This is a genomic window from Pseudomonas sp. HP_08, assembly GCF_055284095.1.
Map to the genome: position 1 here is coordinate 45,548 of NZ_JBTOQC010000019.1, position 26,882 is coordinate 72,429.

At 60.5% G+C, this 26,882-nt stretch carries 23 protein-coding genes; 12 read left to right on the forward strand and 11 right to left on the reverse strand.

The features are described 5' to 3' along the window. Positions 1 to 89 precede the first annotated feature (89 nt). The 3 genes from ACYAS9_RS17705 (at position 90) to ACYAS9_RS17715 (ending at position 3,837) form a co-directional block, all read left to right on the forward strand. Positions 90 to 1,433 carry a mechanosensitive ion channel family protein gene (locus tag ACYAS9_RS17705; protein ID WP_463569569.1) on the forward strand — a complete coding sequence of 448 codons (1,344 nt, stop codon included), beginning with the start codon at positions 90 to 92 and terminating at the stop codon, positions 1,431 to 1,433. Between the two features lie 617 nt (positions 1,434 to 2,050). Continuing rightward, complete coding sequence (locus tag ACYAS9_RS17710) at positions 2,051 to 2,842, forward strand: SDR family NAD(P)-dependent oxidoreductase (protein ID WP_463569570.1); 792 nt, start codon at positions 2,051 to 2,053, stop codon at positions 2,840 to 2,842. Next, the gene (locus ACYAS9_RS17715; protein WP_463569571.1) at positions 2,839 to 3,837 is read left to right on the forward strand and encodes an NADP-dependent oxidoreductase; all 999 of its coding nucleotides are present in this window, start codon (positions 2,839 to 2,841) and stop codon (positions 3,835 to 3,837) included. Before ACYAS9_RS17710 ends, ACYAS9_RS17715 begins: the two co-directional genes overlap by 4 nt. A 28-nt stretch (positions 3,838 to 3,865) precedes the next feature. Here ACYAS9_RS17715 and ACYAS9_RS17720 read toward each other — a convergent pair whose 3' ends face one another. After that, complete coding sequence (locus tag ACYAS9_RS17720; protein WP_463569572.1) at positions 3,866 to 4,396, reverse strand: hypothetical protein; 531 nt, start codon at positions 4,394 to 4,396, stop codon at positions 3,866 to 3,868. Positions 4,397 to 4,446: 50 nt separating this feature from the next. Then, positions 4,447 to 4,977 carry a hypothetical protein gene (locus tag ACYAS9_RS17725; RefSeq protein WP_463569573.1) on the reverse strand — a complete coding sequence of 177 codons (531 nt, stop codon included), beginning with the start codon at positions 4,975 to 4,977 and terminating at the stop codon, positions 4,447 to 4,449. A gap of 168 nt (positions 4,978 to 5,145) precedes the next feature. Between ACYAS9_RS17725 and ACYAS9_RS17730 the strand changes: the two genes are divergently transcribed. After that, on the forward strand, positions 5,146 to 5,556 hold the full coding sequence (locus ACYAS9_RS17730; protein ID WP_463569574.1) for a hypothetical protein: 411 nt from the start codon (positions 5,146 to 5,148) through the stop codon (positions 5,554 to 5,556). A gap of 118 nt (positions 5,557 to 5,674) precedes the next feature. Here ACYAS9_RS17730 and ACYAS9_RS17735 read toward each other — a convergent pair whose 3' ends face one another. After that, positions 5,675 to 5,974: an ArsR/SmtB family transcription factor gene (locus ACYAS9_RS17735; protein ID WP_459749355.1), complete on the reverse strand. Its 300-nt coding sequence runs from the start codon at positions 5,972 to 5,974 to the stop codon at positions 5,675 to 5,677. An 88-nt stretch (positions 5,975 to 6,062) separates the two neighbouring features. Between ACYAS9_RS17735 and ACYAS9_RS17740 the strand changes: the two genes are divergently transcribed. Further along, a complete protein-coding gene (locus ACYAS9_RS17740; protein WP_463569575.1) occupies positions 6,063 to 7,154 on the forward strand; it encodes an NADH:flavin oxidoreductase/NADH oxidase in 1,092 nt (363 codons plus the stop codon). Positions 7,155 to 7,179: 25 nt separating this feature from the next. On the opposite strand, the gene ACYAS9_RS17745 is transcribed toward ACYAS9_RS17740, so the two are convergent. Both ACYAS9_RS17745 and ACYAS9_RS17750 read right to left on the reverse strand, forming a co-directional pair. Beyond that, the gene (locus ACYAS9_RS17745) at positions 7,180 to 8,055 is read right to left on the reverse strand and encodes a carboxylate/amino acid/amine transporter (RefSeq protein WP_463569576.1); all 876 of its coding nucleotides are present in this window, start codon (positions 8,053 to 8,055) and stop codon (positions 7,180 to 7,182) included. Positions 8,056 to 8,229: 174 nt separating this feature from the next. After that, positions 8,230 to 8,829, reverse strand: coding sequence for an FMN-dependent NADH-azoreductase (locus tag ACYAS9_RS17750; RefSeq protein ID WP_463569577.1), 600 nt, complete (start codon positions 8,827 to 8,829; stop codon positions 8,230 to 8,232). A 178-nt stretch (positions 8,830 to 9,007) separates the two neighbouring features. Between ACYAS9_RS17750 and ACYAS9_RS17755 the strand changes: the two genes are divergently transcribed. The 4 genes from ACYAS9_RS17755 (at position 9,008) to ACYAS9_RS17770 (ending at position 13,318) form a co-directional block, all read left to right on the forward strand. After that, positions 9,008 to 9,931, forward strand: a complete 924-nt coding sequence (locus ACYAS9_RS17755; protein ID WP_463569578.1) for a LysR family transcriptional regulator — start codon at positions 9,008 to 9,010, stop codon at positions 9,929 to 9,931. Between the two features lie 11 nt (positions 9,932 to 9,942). After that, positions 9,943 to 10,731 carry an alpha/beta fold hydrolase gene (locus ACYAS9_RS17760; RefSeq protein WP_463569579.1) on the forward strand — a complete coding sequence of 263 codons (789 nt, stop codon included), beginning with the start codon at positions 9,943 to 9,945 and terminating at the stop codon, positions 10,729 to 10,731. A 94-nt stretch (positions 10,732 to 10,825) separates the two neighbouring features. Continuing rightward, complete coding sequence (locus tag ACYAS9_RS17765) at positions 10,826 to 11,395, forward strand: peptidylprolyl isomerase (RefSeq protein WP_463569580.1); 570 nt, start codon at positions 10,826 to 10,828, stop codon at positions 11,393 to 11,395. 90 nt (positions 11,396 to 11,485) lie between these two features. Then, positions 11,486 to 13,318 carry an ABC transporter ATP-binding protein gene (locus ACYAS9_RS17770; protein ID WP_463569608.1) on the forward strand — a complete coding sequence of 611 codons (1,833 nt, stop codon included), beginning with the start codon at positions 11,486 to 11,488 and terminating at the stop codon, positions 13,316 to 13,318. A 158-nt stretch (positions 13,319 to 13,476) separates the two neighbouring features. Here the strand turns inward: ACYAS9_RS17770 and ACYAS9_RS17775 are convergent, their stop codons facing one another. Both ACYAS9_RS17775 and ACYAS9_RS17780 read right to left on the reverse strand, forming a co-directional pair. After that, positions 13,477 to 13,953, reverse strand: a complete 477-nt coding sequence (locus ACYAS9_RS17775; protein ID WP_463569581.1) for a hypothetical protein — start codon at positions 13,951 to 13,953, stop codon at positions 13,477 to 13,479. Between the two features lie 43 nt (positions 13,954 to 13,996). Then, positions 13,997 to 15,121: a GNAT family N-acetyltransferase gene (locus ACYAS9_RS17780; RefSeq protein ID WP_463569582.1), complete on the reverse strand. Its 1,125-nt coding sequence runs from the start codon at positions 15,119 to 15,121 to the stop codon at positions 13,997 to 13,999. A gap of 283 nt (positions 15,122 to 15,404) precedes the next feature. Here ACYAS9_RS17780 and ACYAS9_RS17785 point away from each other — a divergent pair, with 283 nt between their 5' ends. Continuing rightward, the gene (locus ACYAS9_RS17785; protein ID WP_463569583.1) at positions 15,405 to 16,679 is read left to right on the forward strand and encodes a putative porin; all 1,275 of its coding nucleotides are present in this window, start codon (positions 15,405 to 15,407) and stop codon (positions 16,677 to 16,679) included. An 80-nt stretch (positions 16,680 to 16,759) separates the two neighbouring features. Here ACYAS9_RS17785 and tnpA read toward each other — a convergent pair whose 3' ends face one another. Next, positions 16,760 to 17,215 carry an IS200/IS605 family transposase gene (gene tnpA / locus ACYAS9_RS17790; protein WP_463569584.1) on the reverse strand — a complete coding sequence of 152 codons (456 nt, stop codon included), beginning with the start codon at positions 17,213 to 17,215 and terminating at the stop codon, positions 16,760 to 16,762. Between the two features lie 22 nt (positions 17,216 to 17,237). Here tnpA and ACYAS9_RS17795 point away from each other — a divergent pair, with 22 nt between their 5' ends. After that, positions 17,238 to 18,488: an RNA-guided endonuclease InsQ/TnpB family protein gene (locus tag ACYAS9_RS17795; RefSeq protein ID WP_463569585.1), complete on the forward strand. Its 1,251-nt coding sequence runs from the start codon at positions 17,238 to 17,240 to the stop codon at positions 18,486 to 18,488. A 67-nt stretch (positions 18,489 to 18,555) separates the two neighbouring features. Here the strand turns inward: ACYAS9_RS17795 and ACYAS9_RS17800 are convergent, their stop codons facing one another. The 3 genes from ACYAS9_RS17800 to fadD1 form a co-directional block, all read right to left on the reverse strand. After that, complete coding sequence (locus ACYAS9_RS17800) at positions 18,556 to 19,680, reverse strand: beta-ketoacyl-ACP synthase III (RefSeq protein WP_463569586.1); 1,125 nt, start codon at positions 19,678 to 19,680, stop codon at positions 18,556 to 18,558. Between the two features lie 101 nt (positions 19,681 to 19,781). Then, a complete protein-coding gene (hrpA, locus tag ACYAS9_RS17805; RefSeq protein ID WP_463569587.1) occupies positions 19,782 to 23,693 on the reverse strand; it encodes an ATP-dependent RNA helicase HrpA in 3,912 nt (1,303 codons plus the stop codon). Between the two features lie 233 nt (positions 23,694 to 23,926). Continuing rightward, positions 23,927 to 25,618, reverse strand: coding sequence for a long-chain-fatty-acid--CoA ligase FadD1 (gene fadD1, locus ACYAS9_RS17810; protein WP_463569588.1), 1,692 nt, complete (start codon positions 25,616 to 25,618; stop codon positions 23,927 to 23,929). Between the two features lie 314 nt (positions 25,619 to 25,932). Here fadD1 and ACYAS9_RS17815 point away from each other — a divergent pair, with 314 nt between their 5' ends. Continuing rightward, positions 25,933 to 26,877 carry a lysophospholipase gene (locus ACYAS9_RS17815; RefSeq protein ID WP_463569589.1) on the forward strand — a complete coding sequence of 315 codons (945 nt, stop codon included), beginning with the start codon at positions 25,933 to 25,935 and terminating at the stop codon, positions 26,875 to 26,877. Positions 26,878 to 26,882 lie beyond the last annotated feature (5 nt).

Consider the following 26,882-nt stretch of genomic DNA (forward strand, 5'->3'; position numbering starts at 1 on the left):
TATGACCTTGCAGGCCCTCGCCTGTCATCAAGGCGCTATGGATGTTCTAATCGTCACCCTTCTTTCACCACCGGAATCGTGTTGCCGCAATGGAGATTCAAACCCTTACCCTGCGCCTGCAGAAACTCTGGGATCTGCTCGACAAGCACCCCGTGATCAATGCCGGCCTGTCACTGGCGCTGCTGCTGATCACCGCCTTGCTGCTGGGCCGTCTGGCGCGCTTCATGCTGATCTACAGCATGAAGGCGCTGGGCCGCAAACCCGCGCTGCAATGGATCAGCGACCTGCGCCACAACAAGGTTTTCCATCGCCTGGCGCAGATGATCCCGTCGGTGGTCATCCAGTTCGGCCTCAATCTGGTGCCCGACCTGAGCGCTGCCGGCAAGAACGTGATCGGCAATATCGCCCTGGCGTTCACCATCCTGTTCATGACCCTGGCCATCGGCGCCTCGCTCAATGCGCTGCTGGATATCTACGCGCGCACCGTGCACGCCCGAACCCGCTCGATCAAAGGCTATGTGCAACTGGCCAAGATGATTCTCTACATCTTCGCCACGATCATTATCATCGCCACCCTGATCGACCGTTCGCCGCTGCTGTTGCTGTCCGGTCTGGGTGCAATGTCGGCGGTGATTCTGTTGGTCTACAAAGACACCCTGCTGTCGTTCGTGGCCAGCGTGCAACTGACCAGCAACGACATGCTGCGCGTCGGCGACTGGATCGAAGTGCCGCAGGTCGGCGCCGACGGCGATGTGGTCGACATCACCCTGCACACCGTCAAGGTGCAGAATTTCGATAAAACCATCGTCTCGATTCCCACCTGGCGACTGATGTCGGAGTCGTTTCGCAACTACCGCGGCATGCAGCAATCGGGCGGCCGGCGCATCAAGCGCAGCCTGTTCATCGACACCAGCGGCATCCGCTTTCTCAACGATGAAGAAGAACAGAAGTTCTCCACCGTGCGCCTGCTGACCGACTATATGTTGCGCAAACAGGCCGAACTCAAATCCTGGAACCACGCTCAGGGCAACGTCGCAGCGCTATCGGCCAACCGCCGGCGCATGACCAATATCGGCACCTTCCGCGCCTACGCACTGGCCTACCTGAAAAACCACCCCGAAGTGCACCAGGACATGACCTGCATGGTCCGCCAGATGGCCGCCACCGAACACGGCGTGCCGCTGGAAATCTACTGTTTCAGCCGCACCGTGGTGTGGGCTGACTACGAGCGGATTCAGGGCGATATCTTCGACTACCTGCTGGCGGTGCTGCCGGAGTTTGGCTTGAGCTTGTATCAACAGCCGAGCGGCGCGGACATGCGCATGGGGCTGTCGGGAAGGGAGCCTGCGGTGGGCGGACTGGCGTTGCCGGCGCCTGAGGTGACGCTGGAGAAGACCGAGGCTGAGGCGCCGCATCTGGTGCGGCAGGGTTAAGGGTAATGCCGATCAGTTAAAGACAACACGGCCTCGCAGGAGTGAGCGCAAGCTCGCGAATGCTATGGTACAGACACGGCGGATATGTGGATTTCACGGGCCCTTTCGCGAGCTCTACGCTCGCTCCTTATCTGTTCGCGATCTGTCAGATTCGGTGCCAGACGAAATATCGGCGAAAACCGTCTTAACTGATCGGCATTAGCCCTACAGGGGCGCATCCTGTTTCCGGCTTCAAGCGTCCTTTGAGCAGGGCGCCCGTCTGATTGACTTGTTCTGCCTCTGGATCCCGGTACAGCAAACATCAGGTATTTCACCTGCCAAAGGCGCTTCATCCGCGCATGACTGCGCCGATTGCATGCGCAGTCTCCATCAGTTCCGCCCTTCTCCCGCCATCCCGACCAAGCTCATGAAACCGCTCTGAAACCATGTGTACGCCAGGCGTCCGGTTGGCGAGCGATTGCGTCTTGGTCATTTTCCTCACTCTCCTCTTCGCTGCGTCAGACAACGGTCCGAGCCTTTTTTGATGTCAGTCATAATCAAAAAGATTGACACTTTAGATGATGATCAACATCATAAGGCCAAATCACTTACCGACCACCACTCCAGAGCATCCATTCATGAGCCTTCTTCAAACCGTTCTTATCACCGGCGCCTCGACTGGTATCGGCGCTGTTTATGCCGAGCGTTTTGCCCAGCGCGGTCACAATCTGGTGCTGGTTGCCCGCGACCAGAACCGCCTGGATATCCTTGCCTCGCGGCTGCGCGAACAACACGGCGTTGTCGTTGATGTGATTCAGGCGAACCTGACGCAACTCAGTGAGTTGTCGACCGTCGAAGCTCGCCTGCGTGATGACGCCAGCATTGGCATCCTTGTGAATAACGCCGGGGCCGCTCAATCCGGCAACTTCATCGAGCAATCCACCGACAGCGTTGCCAACCTGGTCGCGCTCAACACCACCGCACTGGTGCGACTCGCCAGCGCCATCGCCCCGCGCCTTGCACAAGCAGGGAACGGCGCGATTATCAACATTGGCTCGGTCGTGAGCCTGGCACCGGAATTCGGCATGAGCGTCTACGGTGCGACCAAGGCGTTTGTGCTGTTCCTGTCGCAAGGGCTGAGCCTTGAGCTCTTGCCCAAAGGCGTCTACGTGCAAGCCGTTCTGCCAGCCGCCACCCGTACGGAAATCTGGGAGCGCTCGGGTATCGATATCAACACCTTGAGCGAAATCATGGACGTGAGCGATCTGGTCGATGCAGCGCTGGCCGGGTTTGATCGTCGCGAACCAGTGACCATTCCACCGCTACAAGACGCCGCTCATTGGGATGCCCTGCAGGCTGCTCGCCAGGGCTTGCTGGCTGATATCCGGCAATCGACTGTTGCCCCGCGCTATCAAGCCGAATCACGATGAAAGCCTTTGTTATCGACCGCTACGGAAAAACCCAAGGACGTATTGCCGAGTTGCCGGTGCCTGAAACAGGCGCCAATGACGTCCTGATTCAAGTGCATGCCGCAAGCGTCAACCTGCTGGATTCGAAGATTCGCACAGGCGAATTCAAACTGATCCTGCCGTATGCATTGCCGTTGATCATGGGTAATGACCTGGCCGGCGTCGTGGTCGGTGTGGGGCCGAATGTGCGCGACTTCAAACCGGGCGATGAAGTGTATGCCCGGCCGCCACAAGGGCGCATCGGCGGGTTTGCCGAGTTCATTGCGATAGAGGAAAGCGCCGTTGCGCTTAAACCTGAAAACATCAGCATGGAACAAGCCGCCGCCCTGCCCCTGGTTGCGCTGACCGCCTGGCAGACGCTGGTTGAAACAGCCCGATTGAAAAAGGGCCAGAAAGTGTTTATCCACGCAGGTTCCGGTGGCGTCGGCACGGTTGCCATCCAGCTTGCAAAGCACTTGGGGGCCTTCGTGGCGACAACCACCAGCACGCTTAATGTGGAGTGGGTCAAAGCGTTGGGCGCGGATGTCGTCATCGACTACAAGCAGCAACACTTCGAAGACATCCTGCGCGACTACGACGTTGTTCTGAACAGTCTCGGTCCTGTCGAACTTGAAAAATCACTCAGGACTCTCAAACCGGAAGGCCAGCTTGTGTCCATCTCGGGACCACCGACGCCAGCGTTTGCGCAGGAGCAAAAACTGTTCTGGGGACTGGGTTGGGTGATGCGCCTGTTAAGCCGCGGCGTGCGCAGAAAAGCGCGCAAACAAGGCGTCAGATACGCCTTTGTTTTCATGCGGGCGAGCGGCGAACAACTGAAGAAAATCACCGCGCTTGTCGAGTCTGGAATCATCAAACCGGTGATTGACCGAACCTTCCCTTTCGACGCCACAGCCGAAGCGTTGAGCTATGTGGAACAAGGCAGGGCCAAGGGCAAAGTTGTCATCAGGCTTATCTGACGCCGGTCAGGCGCCAGGGCAACAGGCATCAATAATAATCACTCCCGCTTTCAAAGGGCGTGGGCGTGCTGTAGCAGGGTAAGTAACTGACGCGCGTTGCGTTTTGCGGGTCCTTATTATTACTCAGGATTAACACCCGCTCTTTTGAAGCGGCCTTCCATTCAATCTGGCGACTGAAATACCGACGACTCTCTTGGGGATCACGGCATGGAAGAGCCACGATGACAGTCAGTAAGCTGGCGTACTTCACTTCAACATGCTGTTCGCCATCACTGCCGAGACCGCCCTTGAAAATGTAAATGTCGCGGTACTTGTCGCAATGGGTGCCGAGTATGCCCAGACAGAACAGCTGTTGCCCCACCACAAGATCCTGTTTGACCATCGCAATCGTGTCAGGAATGGGCTGGCCATTTTCATCGAGTACCCGAAGGGTGACCTGCGCAGGAGGGTCGATCGCCTGCTTTCTGGCATTGATGAACTCTGACACACAGCCTGCCAGGGGCACGGCGATAACCACACAGGCGGCAAAGAGGCCCAACGCTTTAAGTTTGATCTTCATGGTCTTTATCACGCCAGTGGTCACGCCCTAGAAGGGGGGACGGAGTTATATCAGAAATAATCATTCCAGCCCTTGAGCGGCGGAGTTGTTGTGGCGCAAGGCAGAGAGCCGACGTAGTAGCCTCTTGCAGGATCCCAATCACGTTCCATGATGAAGACTCGCTGCGTTGAAAGATCTTGCCATTTGATATGGCGGGTGAAATACCCGCGATAACCCTTGGGGTCAGCACAAGGAAGGGCCACTTGGACAGTCATCTGGGTGGCGTATTTCACGGTAAACGTCTCTTCACCATCAGGGCCTACTTCACCTTTGAAAACGTGCATGTTCCAGAACTTTCTGCAGGTCCCGCCAAACAGGTTCATACAGAACAGTTTCTCTCCTACATCAAGAGACTGTGTGGCGAGTGCGACCGTATCGGCAATGGGCTGGCCATCATCATCGAGTACCCGAATGGTGATCTGCAACGGCGGGTCGATCGCCTGTTGTCTGGCACTGATCAGCTCTGACACACAGCCTGACAGGGGCAATGCAATAACAGCGAAGGCGGCAAAACGGCACAACGCTTTAAGTTTGATCTGCATGGTCTTTATTACGCCAATGGTCACGTCCCTGAGGCTGGGATGGAGTCATTTGCAGCGCATTGGTTCATAGGCGGGCGCGATATAAATACATGACCATCCGTCGCCTGCACGGCACCGCAGGCCACGGTAACGGCCGAATCATAGGTGATTAACAAGGAGAGTCTCACCATGAAATCGATTCGTCCTCAACACCTTGCCCTGGCGTTATGCCTGGGCGTTTTCACCCCCCTGAGCTTTGCCGCCACTAACATGAACGGCACAAGCACCAGCCCTTCGAGTACCCAGACGCCGGGGACCACGGTCAATCCAAGTGCGCCGACTGGCACCATGAACCCCAGTTCGACCACTGATAACGGTGGCAATACCGACGGGACCAGCAGCGGCAGCACTGCCCCTAGCACTGGCGCAGGTAACGCCACTGATGCCGGCAGCGCAGGCCCTGGCGGCGCCACCGGCGCGGGCGGCTCCAGCAATGGCGGTGACGGCATGGGCGGCACCAGTGGTAGCGGTACAAGTGGCGGCGGCACCGGCGGTTCGAGCGGTGGTGGCGCAGGTGGCGGTGCAGGCGGTGGCAGTTGAAGAGTGTCTGAAGCCTGATGACGGCGGCCCTCGACAAGAGGGTCGCGTCTGTCTTCATACAGATCAGCTTCATACAGATCAGCGCACTCAGGTCAGGCACGCCACGCTGCCCGAGGCCTTATCGCTGCTTCAAAATCGCGTCCAGTAACCCCGGAAACCGCTCGCTCAATTCGTCCTTGCGCAATGAATTCATGTGCGTGGTGCCGATATTGCGCGTGTGCACCAGCCCTGCATCGCGCAGCACGCGAAAGTGATGGGACATGCTGGATTTGGGCCGACCGCCGTCCAGTTCGCCGCAGCTGGCTTCATCGACGCGGGCAAGATGGCGGACGATGTCCATGCGCACCGGATCGCTCAAGGCATAGAGCAAGCGTTCGAGGACGAAGTCCTGGATGGCGGGGTGTTTGAAGGTTCTCATGGGCGCCATGATAACGAGGGGGTTCAATCCGCGCCATATTTCGAATACTATCGAACTACCGAATCAAACCTGACCCCTGGAGTTTTACATGTCTGCACTGTTCGAGCCCTTCAAGCTCAAAGACGTGACCCTGCGCAATCGAATCGCCATCCCGCCTATGTGCCAGTACAGCGCCGAAGAAGGCGTGGTCAACGATTGGCACCACGTGCACCTGGCCAGCATGGCGCGCGGCGGTGCGGGGCTGGTGGTGGTCGAAGCCACGGCCGTAGCACCTGAGGGGCGTATCACGCCGGGCTGTGCCGGTATCTGGACCGACGCGCAGGCCCAGGCGTTCATTCCGGCGGTCAAGGCCATCAAGGCCGCCGGCTCCGTGCCGGGCATCCAGATCGCCCATGCCGGTCGCAAAGCCAGCGCCAATCGCCCGTGGGAAGGTGACGACCATATCGCCCAAGGCGATCCACGCGGCTGGCAGACCATTGCGCCGTCGGCCATCGCCTTCGGTCACCACCTGCCTAACGTGCCACGCGCCATGACCCTGGATGACATCGCTCAGGTCAAACAGGACTTCGTCGACGCTGCCCGCCGCGCTCGCGATGTCGGCTTTGAGTGGATTGAGCTGCACTTTGCCCACGGTTATCTGGGCCAGAGCTTCTTCTCGGAACACAGCAACCAGCGCACCGATGCCTACGGCGGCAGCTTCGACAACCGCAGCCGCTTCCTGCTCGAAACCCTGGCGGCGGTGCGTGAAGTGTGGCCGGAAAACCTGCCGCTCACCGCCCGTTTCGGCGTGATCGAATACGACGGTCGCGACGAGCAGACCCTCAGCGAGTCCATCGAACTGGCGCGCCGCTTCAAGGCCGGCGGCCTGGACCTGCTCAGCGTCAGCGTCGGTTTCACCATCGCTGAAACCAACATTCCGTGGGGGCCTGCGTTCATGGGGCCGATTGCCGAGCAAGTACGCCGCGAAGCCGGTATCCCGGTGACCTCGGCGTGGGGCTTTGGCACCCCGCAACTGGCCAACGAAGCCGTGCAGGCCGGCCAGCTGGACCTGGTGTCCGTAGGCCGCGCGCACCTGGCCGATCCGCACTGGGCCTACTTTGCCGCTAAAGAGCTGGGGGTCGACAAGGCTTCCTGGACCTTGCCGGCGCCGTACGCGCACTGGCTGGAACGCTATCGCTGATAGCGCTTCAAGTCGCGGCTGTCTTTCAGGACAGCCGCGACGCCACCGGCTCGCGGCGTACGCCCAGGCGGCTGATCCACACCGAACCGACAATCACTGCGCCGCCGATCAGCAAGCGGGTGTAGTCCTCGTGCTGGTTCCAGATCAGCAGGTTGACCAACAGCCCCAGCGGCACATGCAGGTTGTTCATCACCGCCAGGGTGCCGCCGTGTACCAGGCAGGCGCCTTTGTTCCACCAGTACATGCCCAGCGCGGTGGAGCACAGCCCCAGGAATACCAGCACCAGCCACTGCTGCGGCGCCTCCGGCAGATGTTGAAAGTTGCCGAACGCCAGGCACGCCGGCAGCACCACCGCCAGCGCCCCCAGATAGAAGTAGCCGAAACGCCGGTAATGCGGCAGGTCACTGGGATAGCGCGCGACCAGATGCTTGTACAGCACCTGCCCTGCGGCATAGGTGAAGTTAGCCAGTTGCAGCAGCAGGAAGCCGCCCAGGTAATCGCCGTCCAGCCCGTCGTAGCGAATCACTCCCGCGCCCAGCACCGCTACCATTGCCGCGACTAGCGCCCAGGGATTGAAGCGCCGGTTCATGGCGTCTTCGATCAGGGTCACGTGCAGCGGCGTCAGAATGGTGAACAGCAGCACCTCCGGCACCGTCAGCACGCGAAAGCTCAGGTACAGGCACACGTAGGTGATGCCGAACTGCAAGGCGCCGATCAACAGCATGCCGCGCATGAAACCGGGCTCGACCTGACGCCAGCGCGTCAGGGGAATGAACACCAGCCCCGCCAGCAGCACGCGGATCAGCACGGCGATGTAACTGTCGACATGCCCGGCCAGATAAACGCCGATCAGGCTGAAGGAAAACGCCTGGATCAGCGTGACGATAAGTAGATAAATCATGAGTGCCCCCGGATGAACGGAGGCGACCTTAGCGGGTTGGGCAAGGCGCTGTCCATGAACAATCACTGGCCCTTGCAACAAAAAACCCGATCAACCGCCAGCAGGCGATTGATCGGGTTACGTACCCAGGAGCACAGGTACCAAAGGGAGTCGTTACGTTGAATCAGGAACCCATCAAGCCACTTCGGCCAGTTTGGCCAGCGCCTGGTTCAGGCCTTTCTCGCTGAACTCGCCGCCCATGTTCAGGCCTTCGGCGTGGATGAAGGTCACGTCGTGGATGCCGACAAAACCCAGCACCTGACGCAGGTACGGTTCCTGGTGGTCCAGGCTGCTGCCGGTGTACAGGCCGCCGCGAGCGGTCAGAACAAAGGCGCGTTTGCCGGTCAGCAGGCCTTGCGGGCCGGTTTCGCCGTATTTGAAGGTCACGCCGGCACGCAGTACATGGTCGAACCAGGCCTTGAGGGTGCTGGGAATCGCGAAGTTGTACATTGGCGCGGCCAGCACTACGACGTCGGCGGCCAGCAGTTCATCGGTCAGCAGGTTGGAGCGCTCAAGCGCGGCCTGTTCGGTGTCGTCGCGTTGATCTTCAGGCTTCATCCAGCCGCCCAGCAGGGTCGCGTCCAGGTGCGGAACCGGGTTAACCGCCAGGTCACGTACTGTGATCGCATCGCCAGGGTGCGCGGCTTTCCACTGTTCGATGAACTGACGGGTCAGTTGGCGGGAGACCGAATCCTGTTGGCGGGCGCTGCTTTCGATGATCAGTACGCGGGACATGTGAAGTGCTCCATCTATCTAAATGAGTGTCGAGTTGATGGAGCACAGCTTAATCATCGACCTATCGATAAAAAAGCGCAAAAACCGGCTTAAACCCATCGAACAATCTGTTCTATTGGACTAACCTGCCGGCCTACAACCCAGACATTTCCCTCTCCCCACACTGGAGTCCGAGCCGATGAAAGCCCCGCGTGTAACCCTCGATCAATGGCGCACCTTGCAGGCGGTGGTCGATCACGGCGGTTTTGCCCAGGCCGCCGAGGCCACGCACCGCTCGCAGTCGTCGGTGAGCTACACCGTGGCGCGCATGCAAGAGCAACTCGGCGTCCCGCTGTTGCGCATCGACGGGCGCAAGGCGGTGCTGACCGAAGCCGGTGCCGTGCTGCTGCGCCGTTCGCGGCAATTGATCAAGCAGGCCAGCCAGCTGGAAGACCTTGCCCACCACATGGAGCAAGGCTGGGAAGCCGAAGTGGGCCTGGTGGTCGATGCCGCCTACCCGACCGCGCGCATTGTCCGCGCCCTGACCGCGTTCATGCCGCAAAGCCGGGGCTGTCGGGTGCGGCTGCGCGAAGAAGTATTGTCGGGTGTCGAAGAAGTCTTGCTCGAAGGCGTGGCAGACCTGGCAATCAGCGGCTTCAATATCCCAGGCTATCTGGGCACGGAAATGAGCACGGTGGAATTTGTCGCCGTGGCGCACCCCGAGCATGTGCTGCACCAGGCCAACCGCGAGTTGACCTTTCAGGATCTGGAATCGCAGTTGCAAGTGGTGATCCGCGATTCGGGCCGCCAGCAACCCAAGGATGTCGGCTGGCTGGGCGCCGAACAGCGCTGGACCGTCGGCAGCCTCGGCACCGCGACCACCTTTGTCAGCAGCGGCCTGGGCTTTGCCTGGCTGCCCCGGCACATGATCGAACGCGAGCTGCGCGACGGCGTGCTCAAGCCTTTGCCGCTGGATAAAGGCGGCACGCGCAACCCGGCGTTCTATCTTTACTCCAGCAAGGACAAACCGCTGGGCCCGGCGACACAGATTCTGATCGAACTGATCCGCACCTTTGACACCGCGCCGCTGAGTGCGCCGTTCGCAGCGCCACCCCAAGCCTAGGAGATGGACGCATGGCCTTTTTCGAACACAACGACTGCTCGCTGCACTACGAAGAATATGGCCAGGGCGTCCCGCTCCTGCTGCTGCACGGTCTGGGCTCCAGTGGCCTGGACTGGGAATACCAGATTCCGGCGTTCAGCGCCCATTACCGGGTCATTACCCTGGATTTACGCGGCCACGGGCGCTCGGACAAACCGCGCGAGCGCTACAGCATCAAGGCGTTCAGTGCCGATGTCGAAGCGTTGATCGAGCACTTGCACCTGGGACCGGTGCACCTGGTCGGCCTGTCGATGGGCGCCATGGTCGGCTTTCAACTGGCGGTGGATCAGCCGCAGTTGCTCAAGAGCCTGTGCATCGTCAACAGCGGGCCGCAGGTCAAGGTGCGTGGTGCCAATGATGTCTGGCAGTGGTTCAAGCGCTGGAGCCTGGCGCGGGTCATGAGCATGCAGACGCTGGGCAAGGCGCTGGGCAAGTTGCTGTTTCCACACCCTGAGCAAAGTGATTTGCGCCGCAAGATCGCCGAGCGCTGGGCGCGTAACGACAAGCGTGCCTATCTGGCCAGTTTCGATGCCATCGTCGGCTGGGGCGTGCAAGAGCGACTGTCGCGCATCACCTGCCCGACACTGGTGGTCAGCGCCGACCGTGACTACACGCCGGTCGCCATAAAACAGGCCTATGTAAAGCTGATCCCCAATGCGCGCCTGGTGGTCATCGACAATTCCCGCCACGCCACGCCGCTGGACCAGCCCGAGGACTTCAACCGCATCGTGCTGGAATTCATTGGCGCACTTCGAGTCTGACAGCACAGATCAGGTGTATCGGGCTGGGCAAGCCCGGCCAAACGTGATTTGCTTGCCGGCCAGTCGATACCACCACTGAAGGACTCACTGCCTCATGTTCAAGACCCTCGCCCTCGCTGCCTGCACCGTGTTGTTCTCGGCCAATCTGATGGCTGCCGAGCCTGCCGCCAAGAGGACGCACGTCGTGCTCGACACCAGCTTCGGCCAGATCGAACTGGAACTGGCCGATGATAAAGCGCCGATCAGCACCCAGAACTTTCTCGGCTATGTCGACAGCGGCTTCTACAGCAACACGATCTTCCACCGCGTGATCCCGGGCTTCATGGTCCAGGGCGGTGGCTTTACCCGTGAAATGAACCAGAAGTCCACCAAGGACCCGATCAAGAACGAGGCTCAGAACGGCCTGAAGAATGTGCGCGGCACCATCGCCATGGCGCGTACGTCCAGCGTGAACTCGGCCACCAGCCAGTTCTTCATCAACACCAATGACAATGAAATGCTCGACAACGGCGTGCGTGACTACGGTTACGCCGTGTTCGGCAAGGTCACCAAGGGCATGGAGGTCGTCGACCAGATCGTCAATGCCCGTACCGCTACTCAGAAAGGCATGCAGAACGTGCCAATCGACCCGATCCTGATCAAGTCCGCCAAGCGCGTGGAGTGATCGGGGGCCGGCCCGCCTTGCCGACAAGGCGGGCCGGACGGGAATCTTTCCCACCCTCAAGGAGAGCCCACTGATGTGGGCGTCATGCTGATGCTTTATCGTCGTTTCGAGCAATTAATCGACATTTTCCGGGAAGATCCCGGTGCTGCACCGCCCAATCGGGTCCTGCCTTTTTACCTTCATTACTTGCGCCAGGTCTGGCCGGCATTTGCCGCCCTCTTGGTGGTCGGCCTGATCGTCGCCTTGATCGAAGTCGCGCTGTTCAGCTACCTGAGCCGGATCATCGACCTTGCGCAAAACACGCCACCGGCGGAATTTTTCAGCCGCCACCGTAACGAGCTGATCTGGATGGTGGTGGTCACCCTGCTGCTGCGGCCGATCTTCGTCGGCCTACACGACCTGCTGGTGCACCAGACCATCGGTCCGGGCATGACCAGCCTGATCCGCTGGCAAAACCACCGCTATGTGCTCAAGCAGAGCATCAACTTTTTCCAGAGCGATTTCGCCGGGCGCATTGCCCAGCGCATCATGCAGACCGGCAACTCGCTGCGCGACTCGGCGGTGCAGGCCATGGATGCCCTGTGGCACGTGCTGATCTATTCGATCAGCGCCCTGGTGCTGTTCGCCGAAGCCGACTGGCGACTGGTCATCCCGCTGGTGGCGTGGATCTTCGCCTACATCCTGGCCCTCGCCTACTTCGTGCCACGGGTCAAGCAGCGCTCGGTGGACGCTTCCGATGCGCGCTCCAAACTGATGGGCCGCATCGTCGACGGCTACACCAACATCACCACCCTCAAGCTGTTCGCCCACACCAATCACGAGCAGCAGTACGCGCGTGAAGCCATCACCGAACAGACTGAAAAGACCCAACTGGCCGGCCGCGTGGTCACTGCCATGGACACGGTGATCACCAGCATGAACGGGCTGCTGATCGTCGGCACCACTGGTCTTGCCTTGTGGCTGTGGACCCAGTCGCTGATTTCGATGGGCGCCATCGCCCTGGCCACCGGCCTGGTGATCCGCATCGTCAACATGTCGGGCTGGATCATGTGGGTGGTCAACGGCATCTTCGAAAATATCGGCACCGTGCAGGACGGCCTGGAAAGCATCTCGCAGCCGGTGGCGGTCAACGACAAGCCTGGCGCAAAACAACTGGCGATCAGCCAGGGCGGGGTGAAATTCGACGCTGTGGATTTCCACTACGGCAATGGCCGCGGAATCATTCAGGGGCTGGACCTGAACATCCGTCCCGGCGAGAAAATCGGCCTGATCGGCCCTTCCGGCGCGGGCAAGTCGACGCTGGTCAACCTGCTGCTGCGTTTGTACGACGTGCAGAGCGGGAAGATTCTGATCGATGGCCAGGATGTGGCCGAAGTCACTCAGGAAAGCCTGCGCGCGCAGATCGGCATGATCACTCAGGACACCTCGCTGCTGCACCGCTCGATTCGCGACAACCTGCTGTACGGCAATCCCGGCGCCACCGAGGAGCAACTCTGGGAAGCGGTGCACCGCGCCAAGGCTGATGAGTTCATCCCGTTATTGTCCGACGCGCAGGGCCGTACCGGCTTCGATGCGCACGTCGGCGAACGTGGGGTCAAGCTGTCCGGCGGCCAGCGCCAGCGCATCGCGATTACGCGGGTACTGCTCAAGGACGCGCCGATCCTGATCATGGACGAAGCCACCTCGGCACTCGACTCGGAGGTTGAAGCGGCGATTCAGGAAAGCCTGGAAACCCTGATGCAAGGCAAGACCGTGATCGCCATCGCCCACCGTTTGTCGACCATTGCACGCATGGACCGGCTGGTGGTGCTGGATAAAGGCCGGGTCGTGGAAATGGGCAGCCACAGCGAACTGCTGGCCCATGGCGGGCTGTATGCACGGCTGTGGCAGCATCAGACAGGCGGATTTGTCGGGGTGGATTGAACCTGACCGGACACATTTGTAGGAGCGCGCTTGCCCGCGACCGAGTGCGCCAGCGCTCGCAAAATTTCAGAAACGCTGAAAATTTACGACTGCTAACGCAGCCGGTCGCGGGCAAGCGCGCTCCTACAGGGCCATGTTTGCTGCGCGTCAGCGCTGTGTCAGCGGCAGCCTTCTGTTATCTGCTCGCGACGAAAGCTCTCGGGAGCTTTGCCTGTTCGGGCATCGATGATGCTCAGCGCGCACGTGTCCGGCTCGACCCTCTGGCGAACCTGATAAGTCGCGCCGGTAGACGGAATGAAACTGCCTACGTTTAGACAGGCAACGCTGTAGTAGCCGTCGGTCTGTCTCAAACCTCCTGAGGTCATGACACTTACAAAGATGCGCCGATCCGGTTTAAGCAGAAAACGCTCGGTTGTATCCGCCTTTCGGGTACCTAAAACGCCTGTTTCTTCAGTGTCGGTACAGTCGGCATCGTGGTAAGCCCAGTAGCCATGAAACCCACTGAATATCAGTTGGTTCTCACCCTCGATCGCTTCAAGAACAGCGTGAGGCGCCTGCGCATCCGGTTGCTGATAATGCCCTACGCAGCCTGTGATCAAGGCGCTACCCAGTAAGATCCCTGCCAGCTTTTTCAAAACGTCTCCCTGTATGTGTGCATGATCAGACGCGGACCCTGAATCAGTCTTGTCGATACGGCAACGCGCCGCGGGCCTCTTCGGCGTAGGCCAGAATCCCTACCCGTTCCTGCTCCAGGAAATCCGCCACCGCCTCTTTCAGGCCCGGGTGCAGCAGGTAGTGCCAGGAATGGGTGATCTGCGGCTCGAAGCCACGGATCAACTTGTGCTCGCCTTGTGCGCCGGCGTCGAAGCGTTGCAGGCCGTCGGCGATGGCGTAGTCCATGCCCTGGTAGAAGCAGGTCTCGAAATGCAGCCGGTCGAATTCGGCCAGGCAACCCCAATAGCGCCCGTAGAAGCTGCCGCCGCCCACCAGGCTGAAGGCCATGGCCACCGGGCGATTGCCCTGGCGCGCCAGCACCACGCGAATCGCCTCGGGCATGCGTTCGCCCAGCAGGCTGAAGAATTCGCGGGTCAGGTACGGCGCCTGGCCGCGCACCTCGTAGGTGTTGCTGTAGCAGGCGTAGACAAAGTCCCACAGCGCTTCATTCATCTGCGCGCCGTCGAGCCACTCGAACTCGATGCCCTGCCCCGCCACTTGCTCGCGCTCCTTGCGCATCTGCTTGCGCTTGCGCGAGCTCAAGGCGTCGAGAAAGTCCTGAAAGTCCCGGTAGCCGCGGTTGTGCCAGTGGTACTGGCAACCATAGCGCTGCAACCAGCCGGGTTGTGTGGCCAGCAAGGCATCGGCGTGCGGGTCGGTGAAGTTCACGTGGGCGCTGGACAGGCCCTGAGCGTGCAGATAACCCGGCAAACCCTCCAGCAAGGCCATCCCGGCCTCAGGCGTTCGGGCCAGCACCCGCGCGCCGCTGACCGGGCTGAACGGCACCGCTACCAGCAGCTTGGGGTAATAGGCAATGCCGGCGCGGCGACAGGCATCGGCCCAGCCGTGATCGAACACGTATTCGCCGTAGGAATGGCGCTTGCGGTACGCCGGCAACGCGGCAATCAGTTCGCCTTGCTCAAGGTGCAGCACGTGCTCGGCACGCCAGCCGGAACGCGGTCCCAGGCTGGCGCTGTCTTCCAGCGAACTTAAAAAAGCATGGCGCAAAAACGGCTGGGCATCGGGCAGCAATGCGTCCCATTGGGCGGCAGTCACGCGGCTCAGGCTGTCGACAACTTCAACGGACATCAGCTTCTCCCCCGGTGTTCAGGCAGGGCCCGAGTATTACCGATCGGTCAGGTTTATACACGCCTTGCACATGCGGACCGCTCTATCTCAAGCCTCTTGAGCCTTCAGCCTGAAACAGGATTGTCACGGACATGCCACTACATTGCCACTTTTTTGTAATGACTGGCAGCAATACTGGCGCCTGTTTTTAGAACCGGGGGGTTACATACCCCTCTTTGTAGTTATCCCGCAAGGGATGTTCAGCGGGTCGACACGAACCTGCGTCCTCATCTTGGAGAAGATTATGCGTCCTGTTTCTATTCGTACTGCAGCGGCCCTGTGTGGCGGCTTCGCGCTGGCCATGAGTGTACCGGCCAGCGCCGCAGTCGATGCCAAACTGCTCGACATGCTCAAAGCCAACGGCTCGATCAGCACCGCTCAGCACGCCGAGTTGCAAGCCGACCTGGCCAAGGAGCAGCAAGCTGCCGCCGCCACCAAGTCGTCGACGCAGAGCGATTTCGAGAAGAAAGTCGCCTGGGCGGCCAAGACTCAGATCAAGGGCGACGTGCGTATCCGCCAGGAAAACATCGACATCGCCGGCGAAGCCGACAATGGCGGCCGTGACAAGGACCGTCAGCGCGTGCGTGCACGTCTGGGTGCCTACACCGAGATCAACCCGCAAGTCGACAGCGGCATCCGTATCGCCACCGGTGGCGGCAACGACGCCCGTTCCACTAACCAGGACCTGGACGGCTACTTCTCGAAGAAGTCGATCTGGCTGGACCTGGCGTACATCGACTACCACCCGACCGCCATCCAGGGCCTGTCGGTCATCGGCGGCAAGATGAACCAGCCGTGGGTCAACATGGGCGACATCATCTGGGATAGCGACATCAACCCGGAAGGTCTGGCCCTGACCTACAAACTGCCACTGGCCGGCAAGACCGAGCTGTTTGCCAGCGCCGGTCACTACACCCTCAAGGACAACGTCGACGGCAACGGCGTGGAATTCAAGAACGACCTGCGCCTGTACACAGGCCAGCTGGGCGCCAGATTCGCTCCGATCGACAACCTGAAAGTCACCCTGGGCGGTAGCGTCTACGGTTACGACAACGACAAGGACAGCGCGTGCGGCACCGCCACCACCACGCCTTGCGCCCTGTCGGTCAACGGCAACACCAGCACCGAATTCCGTCTGTATGAAGGTTTCGGTCAGATCGACGTCAGCGGCCTGGCCGTGCCTCTGGCCGTTTATGGCCAGTACGTGATCAACGACGAATCCACCGACGGTCACGACACCGCCTGGCTGGCCGGTGCCAAGACCAAGGCGTTCGGTTTCAGCCTGGACTACAACTACCGCGACGTGCAGCGTAACGCTGTGGTCGGTGCCTTCACCGACTCGGACTTCGCCAACGGCACCACCGGTTCCCGTGGCCACAAGTTCAAGGTCGGTTATGAAATCGACAAGAACTTCGCCCTGGGCGCAACCTACATGATGGCCGAAGCCGACTTCGCCAGCCGTGGCGGTCGCAACAAAGACGTCGACATCCTGCAACTGGACGCCGAAGTCAAATTCTAAACCGCTGCACCGGGGCGCTGGAATTTCCAGCGCCCTACCCCTTTCTTCGGCTGATCAAAGAACGCGGCAAACCCCTTCCTTCAGGTGGGGGAAGGATAGCGTTGCCGGCAAGGCCGGCCTGGTTTTTTCGGTGAGTTCTGATTTTCGATGTACTGCCTGATGACCTCAATGGGTGCCCCGCCACATGACCCTGAAAAGTAGCTCGGCGACCACAAGGCCCCCTTCCAAAGATACTTTTCCAGCTCCGGAAACTGGCTTCGAAGTACTCTGCTGGAAGCACCTTTCAAGCTGTTTACCAGCCCTGAAACGGCTACTTTTGGCGGGTAATTCACCAGCAGGTGGACGTGATCGTCCTCGCCGTTGAATTCCACAAGCTGCGCCTCAAAATCTTCGCAAACCTTCCGAAACAGCCCTTCAAGGCTTTCCAGCATTGGCTGCGTCAAGACGTCTTTCCTGTATTTGGTGAGAAAAACCAAATGCACATTCATTGCGAAAACGCAATGCCTGCCTGTTCTGATGTCATTTGCTTTATTCATAGACCAAACTATAGTCAATGCCATGAAGAGAGTCCAAGCCTACAAATTCAGAATCGAGCCAACCGGTGAGCAGCGGCGAAAGCTGCAGCAATTTGCTGGCATGACTCGTTTCGTTTTCAATAAGGCTTTGGCAATCCAGAAGGAAAACTTCGAGGCGGGCGGAAAGTACATTCACTACGTCCCGATGGCCAAGCAATTGACCGCTTGGCGCAACGGCGATGAGACCCCATGGCTAAAGGACGCACCCGTGCATCCCTTGCAGCACGCGCTCAAGCACGCGGACCGCTCCTACAAGAATTTCTTTGAAAAGAAGGCTTCTTTCCCAACGTTCAAGAAACGTGGGCAGAAAGACAGCTTCAAGTTCCCGGACGGTAAGCAGATCAAGCTTGATCAGCAGCAGGAACGGATTTCCCTGCCGAAATTGGGCTGGTTGAATTACCGAAAAAGCTGCAAGGTTCTGGGGCTCGTCAAAAACGTCACCGTTAGCCAAAAGGCGGGGCACTGGTACGTTTCTATCCAGACGGACCGCAAGGTAGCACTCACATGCCACCCCGCCACGACAGCGGCCGGGATCGACCTTGGTGTGGTTCGTTTCGCGACCCTCTGGGATGGACAAAAAGAGACTGTCGTCCAGCCGGAGTCAAGTTTCAAGCGACATGAGCATCGTCTGGCTAAAGCCCAGCGTCAGATGAGTCGCAAGGTTAAATTCAGCAGCAACTGGAAGCGTGCCAAAGCACGTGTCCAGAAGGTTCACGCCCAGATTGCCAACGTCAGAAACGACTTCCTGCACAAGACCTCGAACAGCATCAGCAAAAACCACGCGATGCTGTGTGTCGAGGATTTGCAGGTCAAAAACATGAGTCGTTCGGCGAGCGGCACACAAGAAGAACCGGGTCAAAACGTGCGGGCCAAATCAGGCCTGAACAAGTCGATCCTGGATCAGGGCTGGGGCGAGTTTCGCCGCCAGCTCGATTACAAGTCCGCCTGGCAAGGTGGATGGCTGGTAGCTGTGCCACCGGCAAACACGAGTCGGGAATGTCCGGAATGCGGTCATACCCACGCAGACAATCGAAAAAGCCAGAGCGTGTTTCTCTGCGTGGCCTGCGGCCACACAGAGAACGCCGATCTGGTGGCGTCGAAGAATATCCGTGAGCGTGGATTGAACTGCTCAAAGGCAAGGACACTTGGCCGGATCGCCTGTGAAGTGAGTGGTGTTTCAGTGCCGCCAGCAGCAGGAACCCATCGAAGCGAGCAGCCGACTCGCGTCGGCTGACGCAGTAGGAAATCCCCTTCCTTTCCGGCGAAAGCCGGCGCCTAACAAGGCGAGGTGGGGGAGGATGTCAACAGCGCTTGCGCAGAATCACGCAGCCAATCGAATAGCCGGCCCCGAACGAACTCAGCACACCCAGTGCGCCCGTCGGCAAATCGTCCTGATACCTATGGAACGCAATCACCGAACCTGCCGAACTGGTGTTGGCGTAGGTGTCGAGGATCACCGGTGCTTCATCCAGATCAGCCTCGCGGCCCAGCAATTTCTTGACGATCAGGTGGTTCATGCTCAGGTTGGCCTGATGCAGCCAGAAGCGTTTGACGTCGCTGACATTCAAGCCGGTGTCCTGCAAGTGGCTGCCGACCAGTTCGGCGACCATCGGGCACACCTCGCGGAACACCTTGCGGCCTTCCTGGACGAACAGCTTGTCCGGCGCGCCAATGCCTTCTTCGGCGGTGCGATTGAGGAAGCCGAAGTTGTTGCGGATGTTGTTGGAGAACTGGGTCGACAAGCGCGTGCCGAGAATCTCGAACTGATGCGCCGAAGTGGCAAGATCGGCACGCTCGACCACTACAGCAGTGGCGGCATCGCCAAAGATGAAATGGCTGTCGCGATCACGGAAGTTCAGGTGCGCGGTGCAGATTTCCGGACTGATCACCAGCATGGCGCGGGCCTGGCCCAGGTGCACATTGTTGTAGGCGGTCTGGATGCCGAAGGTCGCCGACGAACAGGCAACGTTCATATCAAAGCCGTAACCCTGAATGCCCAGCGCGGCCTGGATCTCGATCGAAATGGCAGGATAGGCACGTTGCAGGTTGGAGCAGGCGACAATCACACCGTCGATGTCGGCGGCGGTCTTGCCGGCGCGCTGCAAGGCCTGTTCAGCGGCAGCCACGCCCATCTCACAAAGAATCGAGCGCTCATCGTTGCTGCGCTCCGGCAGCGAGGGTTTCATGCGCTGCGGATCGAGGATGCCTTGCTTGTCCATTACGAAGCGGCTTTTGATGCCAGAGGCCTTTTCGATGAAGGCGGCATCGGAGGGCGCCAGCGCCTGGACTTCGCCGTGCTCGATGGCAGCGGCGTTTTCATGGTTGAACTGCGTCACCCATGCATTGAAGGAATGCACCAATTCTTCGTTGGAGATGCTCTGGGCCGGGATATACAGGCCGGTGCCACTGATGACGACGTTATACACGGTCGTTTCTCTCTTTTTAAAGGTAGGGGCCGACAGGTCAGGCAAGGCGCAAAGTGTGACATATCGCCGCATTTAGGCGCTATCGCACCGGTAACGTCACGTTAACCCTGCACCTGACTCCATTGTTTGTTCAGCCGCTTGTCGGACACCGGCATGCGGGTGCCCAGTTGTTGGGCAAACAGCGAGACACGGTATTCCTCCAGCCACCAGCGCCAGGTGACCAGTTCCGGGTCGCGCTTGCCTTCCTGGGCGTGCTTGTCGGCGCGGGCCTGGTACTGCGCCCACAGCTCGATCAATTGCGTGCTCCACACGCGGTCTTTCTGCACTTGAGCCGGGAGTTTTTCCAGACGCAGCTCTACTGCCTTGAGGTAGCGCGGCAGCTCCTTGAGCCATTGCGCCGGGGTCTCGCGCACAAAGCCCGGGTACACCAGCTTGCCGATCTGCGCCTTGATATCGTTAAGCGCCACGGCGCGGGCCAGGTCGATCTTGCCCTTGAAGCTCTTTTGCAGCCCGTGCCACAGCTTGAGAATTTCCAGGGTCAGACGCGCCAGGCGCTCGGCATGCTCGGCCCAGTCGCCGCGCTTGCGTTCGGCCAGCGACAGCAAGCCAGCGCCGTCGCGGGGTAATGTTTCTTCACCCTCAAGCACGCAGCTGTCCAGGCTGGCCAGCAGGATGTCTTCGATCAGCGCGTCGACGCGGCCCAGATCGCGGTACAACAGGGCCAGTTCGGTTTGCCCCGGCAATTTGCCGCGCAAGAATTTCGCGGTGTCGGCCAGTTGCTGCAACAGCAAGCGCTGCAAGGCACGCCGGTGCTGGTACTCGGCTTCGGCCTGGGTCGGGAAGCGCCCTTCCTTGACCGTGCCGCCCTCCTCGACCAGTGCCGGGTACACCGTCAGCGACAGGCCGGCAATTTTCTGCTGGGTCTGCCGGGCCACGGCGGCAAAGCCCTTGGCTTCAACCGGCTGCTGGTTTTTCGCGGTGTTCGGCATGGCCAGCGCAGCTTGTCCGGCTTCGGCAAAGCGCGCGGTCAGGGTGTCGAGATCGCGGCCTTCGCCAAGGAACTTGCCGTTGCCGTCGACCACTTCAAGGTTCATTTTCAGATGGCCTTCAAGCTGCTCGGCGGCCTCGCTCCACACCTCGTCGCTGACCCGTGCGCCGGTCATGCGCAGCAGCTCGCGGCCCAGCGCCTGCGGCAACGAGCCTTCGGCAAAGGTGATGCGCTGCAGGGCGGCGCGGACAAAGTCCGGCACCGGCACAAAGTTCTTGCGGGTCGCCTTGGGCAGGTTGCGCACCAGCGCAATGCACTTGGTTTCCAGCAGGCCCGGCACCAGCCACTCCAGGCGCTCGGCGGGCAGCGACTGCAACAGCGGCGCCGGCACGCGCAGGGTCACGCCATCACGCGGGTGGTTGGGCTCGAAGTGATAAGTCAGCGGCAGGGTCAACTCGCCCAGGCGCAAGGTGTCGGGGTACTGCGCAGCGGTGACTTCGTTGGCATCGCGGGCCAGCACGTCTTCTTCGCGCATGATCAACAACTGCGGGTCTTTCTGGCTGTGTACCCGGTACCAGCTGTCGAAGGTCGCGGTCTGGTGCACCTCGGCCGGCAGCCGCGCTTCATAAAAGCCGTACAGGGTTTCTTCGTCGGCCAGAATGTCGCGGCGGCGCGCCTTGGCTTCCAGCTCGTCGAGCTCTTCAAGCAAGCGCGCGTTGGCGCTCAGGCATTTGGCGCGGGAGAGGATATCGCCACGCACCAGGCCTTCACGAATGAACATCTCGCGCGACACCACCGGGTCCACCGGGCCGTAATGCACCGGGCGACGACCGACAATGATCAGCCCGTACAGGGTGATCTGCTCGAAGGCCACGACCTGGCCGCGCTTTTTCTCCCAGTGCGGCTCGAAGTGGTTTTTCTTGATCAGGTGCCCGGCCAGCGGCTCGATCCAGTCGACATCGATCTTGGCCACCATGCGCGCGTACAGCTTGGTGGTCTCCATCAATTCGGCGGCCATGACCCACTGTGGTCGCTTGCGTCCCAACCCTGAAGACGGATGCACCCAGAAGCGCCGCTGGCGGGCGCCGAGGTAATCGCCCTCTTCGGTCTTCTGGCCAATGTGGCTGAGCAGACCGGACAGGATAGCCTTGTGAAATTTCGGGTAATCGGCCGGTTCCGCGTTGACCGGCAGTTTCAGTTCACGGCAGATCAGGCTCAATTGCCGGTGCGCATCGCGCCATTCGCGCAAGCGCAGGTAATTGAGGAAGTTGCGCCGGCACCAGTTGCGCAACGGGCTGGAGGTCAGCGCCTGGCGCTGCTCCTCGAAGCCGCGCCACAGATTGACCAGCGCGGCGAAGTCCGAGTCGGCGTCTTTCCATTGTGCGTGGGCCTGGTCGGCGGCTTGCTGGCGCTCGGGCGGGCGCTCGCGCACATCCTGCACCGACAGCGCACTGGCGATGATCAACACTTCTTGCAGGCTGCCCTGTTGCGCCGCTTCCAGCAGCATGCGGCCCATGCGCGGGTCCACCGGCAGGCGCGCCAGCTGGCGGCCCAGCGGCGTCAGCTGGTTCTCGCGGGTGACCGCCGACAGCTCCTGCAACAGGTTGAAGCCGTCGCTGATGGCCTTGCCATCCGGCGGCTCGATGAACGGGAACTCGCTGATGTCACCCAGACGCAGGTGCAGCATCTGCAGAATCACCGCCGCCAGGTTGGTGCGCAGAATCTCCGGGTCGGTAAATTCCGGGCGCGCGAGAAAATCTTCTTCGCTGTACAGACGGAAGCAAACACCCGGCTCGACCCGGCCACAGCGGCCCTTGCGCTGGTTGGCGCTGGCCTGCGACACCGCCTCGATCGGCAGGCGCTGAATCTTGGCGCGGTAGCTGTAGCGGCTGATGCGCGCGGTGCCGGTGTCGATCACGTAACGAATGCCCGGCACGGTCAGCGAGGTTTCGGCAACGTTGGTGGCCAGCACCACGCGCCGGCCGGGGTGCGACTGAAAGATGCGCTGCTGTTCGGCCGGCGACAGGCGCGCGTACAGCGGCAGAATCTCGGTGTGCCTGAGCTGCGCCTTGCGCAGCACTTCGGCGGCATCGCGGATCTCGCGCTCACCCGGCAGGAACACCAGCACATCGCCCGGCGATTTGCCCTCGCTGCGCTCCACGGCGGCTATTTCGTCGAGGGTCGCCAGGATCGCCTGGTCGACGGTCAGGTCTTCCTCGACGCTGTTGCCCTCCTCGTCCTGCTCGCTGGTCATGGGCCGGTAGACGGTCTCGACCGGGAAGGTGCGCCCCGACACTTCGATGATCGGCGCATTGTCGAAATGCTCGGAGAAGCGCTGCAGGTCGATGGTTGCCGAGGTGATGATGACTTTCAGGTCCGGGCGACGCGGCAGCAGCGTCTTGAGGTAACCCAGCAGAAAATCGATGTTCAGGCTGCGTTCGTGGGCTTCGTCGACGATCAGGGTGTCGTAGCGCTCAAGAAAGCGGTCGTTCTGGGTCTCGGCCAGCAGGATACCGTCGGTCATCAGCTTGATCAGCGTGTTGTCGCCGCTCTGGTCCTCGAACCGCACCTGATAGCCGACCAGCGAACCCAAAGGCGTGGCCAGTTCTTCAGCGACCCGGGTGGCGACACTGCGCGCCGCGATCCGTCGCGGCTGGGTGTGGCCGATCAGACCGTACTGGCCGCGGCCGATTTCCAGGCAGATCTTGGGTAGCTGGGTGGTTTTGCCAGAGCCGGTTTCGCCGGCGATGATCAGCACTTGGTGCTTGAGCAGCGCGTCCTTGATCTCGTCGCGCTTGGCAGCGATGGGCAGGTGATCGTCGTAGCGGATCTTCGGCACACTGAGACGTCGCGCCTCGACCTTGGCACAGGACGCCTGGAAGCGCTCAAGCCACGCCGCCAGCTTCGCCTCGTCGGGCTTCTTGCGCAGCTCATGCAACTGACGCCGCAGCTTGTGACGGTCGCCGCTCATGGCGTGGTCGAGGTTTTTCAACAACTGGTCGATAGAGGGCGATTCGGCGGTCATCAGGTACGCAAGGTCACGTCTAAGGGGCAAAGCGGGGATTGTCGCAGATCCTGCAGGAGCGCGCTTGCCCGCGACTGGGCGCGAAGCGCCCACAGGAATGGATGAAACGCAGAAATTTTAAGACTGCTGACGCACCGGTCGCGCTGGTCCGGCACTCCGGCAAGCACTCTCCTGCATAAGGCCAGTGTTTGCTGCGCGACAGCGTTATGTCAGCAACAAAACGTGGCCCTGCATCATTTCTTCACGCCAAGCTTTTTCAGCTCTTCGTCGCGCAGTTCGCGGCGCAGGATCTTGCCGACGTTGGTGGTCGGCAGGGCATCGCGGAATTCGACGCTGCGGGCCACTTTATAGCCGGTCAGGTTGGCGCGCATGTGCTCGATGACCTGGTCCTTGGTCAGGGTCATACCAGGCTTGACCACCACGAACACCTTGATCGCCTCACCGGACTTCTCGTCCGGCACACCGATGGCCGCGCATTGCGACACGCCCGGCAGGCTGACCAGTACGTCCTCGATTTCATTGGGGTACACGTTGAAGCCGGAGATCAGGATCATGTCCTTCTTGCGGTCAACGATGCGCAGGTAGCCGTCGGGCTGGATCAGCGCGATGTCGCCGGTCTTGAGCCAGCCCTCGGCATCCAGAATCTCTTCGGTGGCCTCGACGCGCTGCCAATAGCCCTTCATGACCTGCGGGCCCTTGATGCACAGTTCGCCGACTTCGCCGAACGCCAGTTCAGTGCCCGCGTCGTCAATGACCTTGCACTGGGTCGACGGCACCGGAATGCCGATGGTGCCGATCTGGATGTGCTGAATCGGGTTGACCGTGGCCACCGGGCTGGTTTCGGTCATGCCGTAGCCTTCACAGATCGGACACTGGGTCACCGCTTTCCAGCGCTCGGCCACCGCCTGTTGCAGGGCCATGCCGCCAGACAGCGTGACTTTGAGCGCAGAGAAATCCAGGTTGCGGAAATCCTGGTTGTTGCACAGGGCAACGAACAGGGTATTGAGGCCGACGAAACCGCTGAACTTCCACTTCGACAGTTCCTTGACCATCACCGGCAAATCGCGCGGGTTGGTGATCAGGACGTTGTGGTTGCCGCACTGCATCATCGCCATGCAGTGAAAGGTGAAGGCGTAGATGTGGTACAGCGGCAGCGGCGTGATGAGGATTTCGCAACCTTCATTAAGGTTCGAGCCCATCAGTTCACGGCATTGCAGCATGTTGGCGATCAGGTTGCGGTGGGTCAGCATCGCGCCCTTGGCAACGCCGGTGGTGCCACCGGTGTATTGCAGCACCGCCACATCGTCGCTGGCGGGCGATACCTCGGCGACCGCTTTGCCACGGCCCTTGGCCAGGGCATCGTTGAAGCGCACGGCCTGCGGCAGGTGATAGGCCGGGACCATCTTCTTCACGTACTTGATGACGCTGTTGACCAGCAGGCGCTTGAGCGTTGGCAGCAGGTCGGCCACCTCAGTGACGATAACGTGCCTGACCTGGGTCTTGGGCACCACCTTCTCGGCCAGGTGCGCCATGTTGGCCAGGCACAACAGCGCCTTGGCACCGGAGTCATTGAGCTGGTGTTCCATCTCCCGCGCGGTGTACAGCGGGTTGGTGTTGACCACGATCAGGCCCGCACGCATGGCGCCGAATACCGCGACCGGGTATTGCAGGACGTTGGGCAGTTGCACGGCAATACGGTCGCCGGGCTTCAAGTCAGTGTGCTGCTGGATCCAGGCGGCAAAGGCGCCAGACAATTCATACAGCTCGCCATAGGTCAGGGTCTTGCCCAGGTTGCTGAAGGCTGGCTTGTCGGCAAAGCGCTGGCAGGACTGCTTGAGCACGGTCTGGACATTCGGGTACTTGTCAGGATCGATCTCGGCAGCCACACCAGTGGGGTACTTGTCCTTCCAGAAGTTTTCGATCATGCAAGCCAGCTCCTTAGCGATAGCGAACTCTGCCCATCGCAGGCGCGATGGTGAGTGAATGTATTGGAGTTATGCGATTCACGCTTTCGCTTGATGACGAGTCAAAAAGCGGGCCGAGATTAGCAGCTTTGCCAAACAGCGACTAGCAGCAAACGAGTCAGCACGAGTCACAAATGCGACTGAAAGGTTACAAATAGTCACGATTTGCGACGCACCTCAATATTCCCATGCACCCTTGATTGCACCGCGCCATCGGCCTGCAAGCCCCTGCCGGTATACACTGAACCCCATCGCCGTTGCTCGCGGACACGACCATGACACAGCAGACCTTCTGGCTCGACACCCACGATCATTGCCGCCTGTTCGTCCATGCCTGGGTGCCGGCGTCGTCCGTGCGCGCCGTGGTCATGCTGTCCCACGGAATGGCCGAACACAGTGGCCGCTATGCCCGGCTGGGCGAGGCCCTGAATGCGGCGGGCATCGCCCTGTATGCCCATGATCAGCGCGGCCACGGCAAGACCGCCGCACAGGGCACGCTGGGGCATTTCGCCGATGACAATGGCTGGAGCAAGGTGCTTGGCGACCTGGCGCTCATGGCCCGAACCCTTGAAGAGCGGCACCCGCAGCGGCCGTTGTTTTTGCTGGGCCACAGCATGGGCAGCTACATCGCCCAGGCCTGGCTGATGCATCACGGCGCCAGCCTGCAGGGTGCGATTCTCAGCGGCTCGAACTACCAGCCCGTCGCCCTGTACCGCAGCGCCCGCCAGATCGCCCGTCTTGAACGCCTGCGTCAAGGGCCGCGCGGGCGCAGCGCGTTGATCGACTGGCTGTCGTTCGGCACCTTCAATCAGGATTTCAAGCCGGCGCGCACCCGCTTCGACTGGCTCAGCCGTGATGCGCAAGAAGTTGATGCCTACCTGCAAGACCCGTTGTGCGGCTTTCGTTGCACCAATCAGCTGTGGTTCGATCTATTGGGCGGGCTGGCAAAAATCAGCAAGCCGCAGGCTTTGGCGCAGATCGACTCCAGGCTGCCGCTGCTGATAATCGGCGGCGAATGTGATCCGGTCAGCCATGGCAAGCGTCTGAAACGACTGGCCCATGTTTTGACCGGGGTGGGTCATCAGGCATTACAGCTTAAACTCTACCCCGATGCTCGCCATGAGCTGTTCAACGAAACCAACCGTGATGAAGTAACGCGCGACGTGATCGACTGGCTGCAATGGGCCATTGAACAACCACGACCGCCTAGAGCCGAATGACGCAC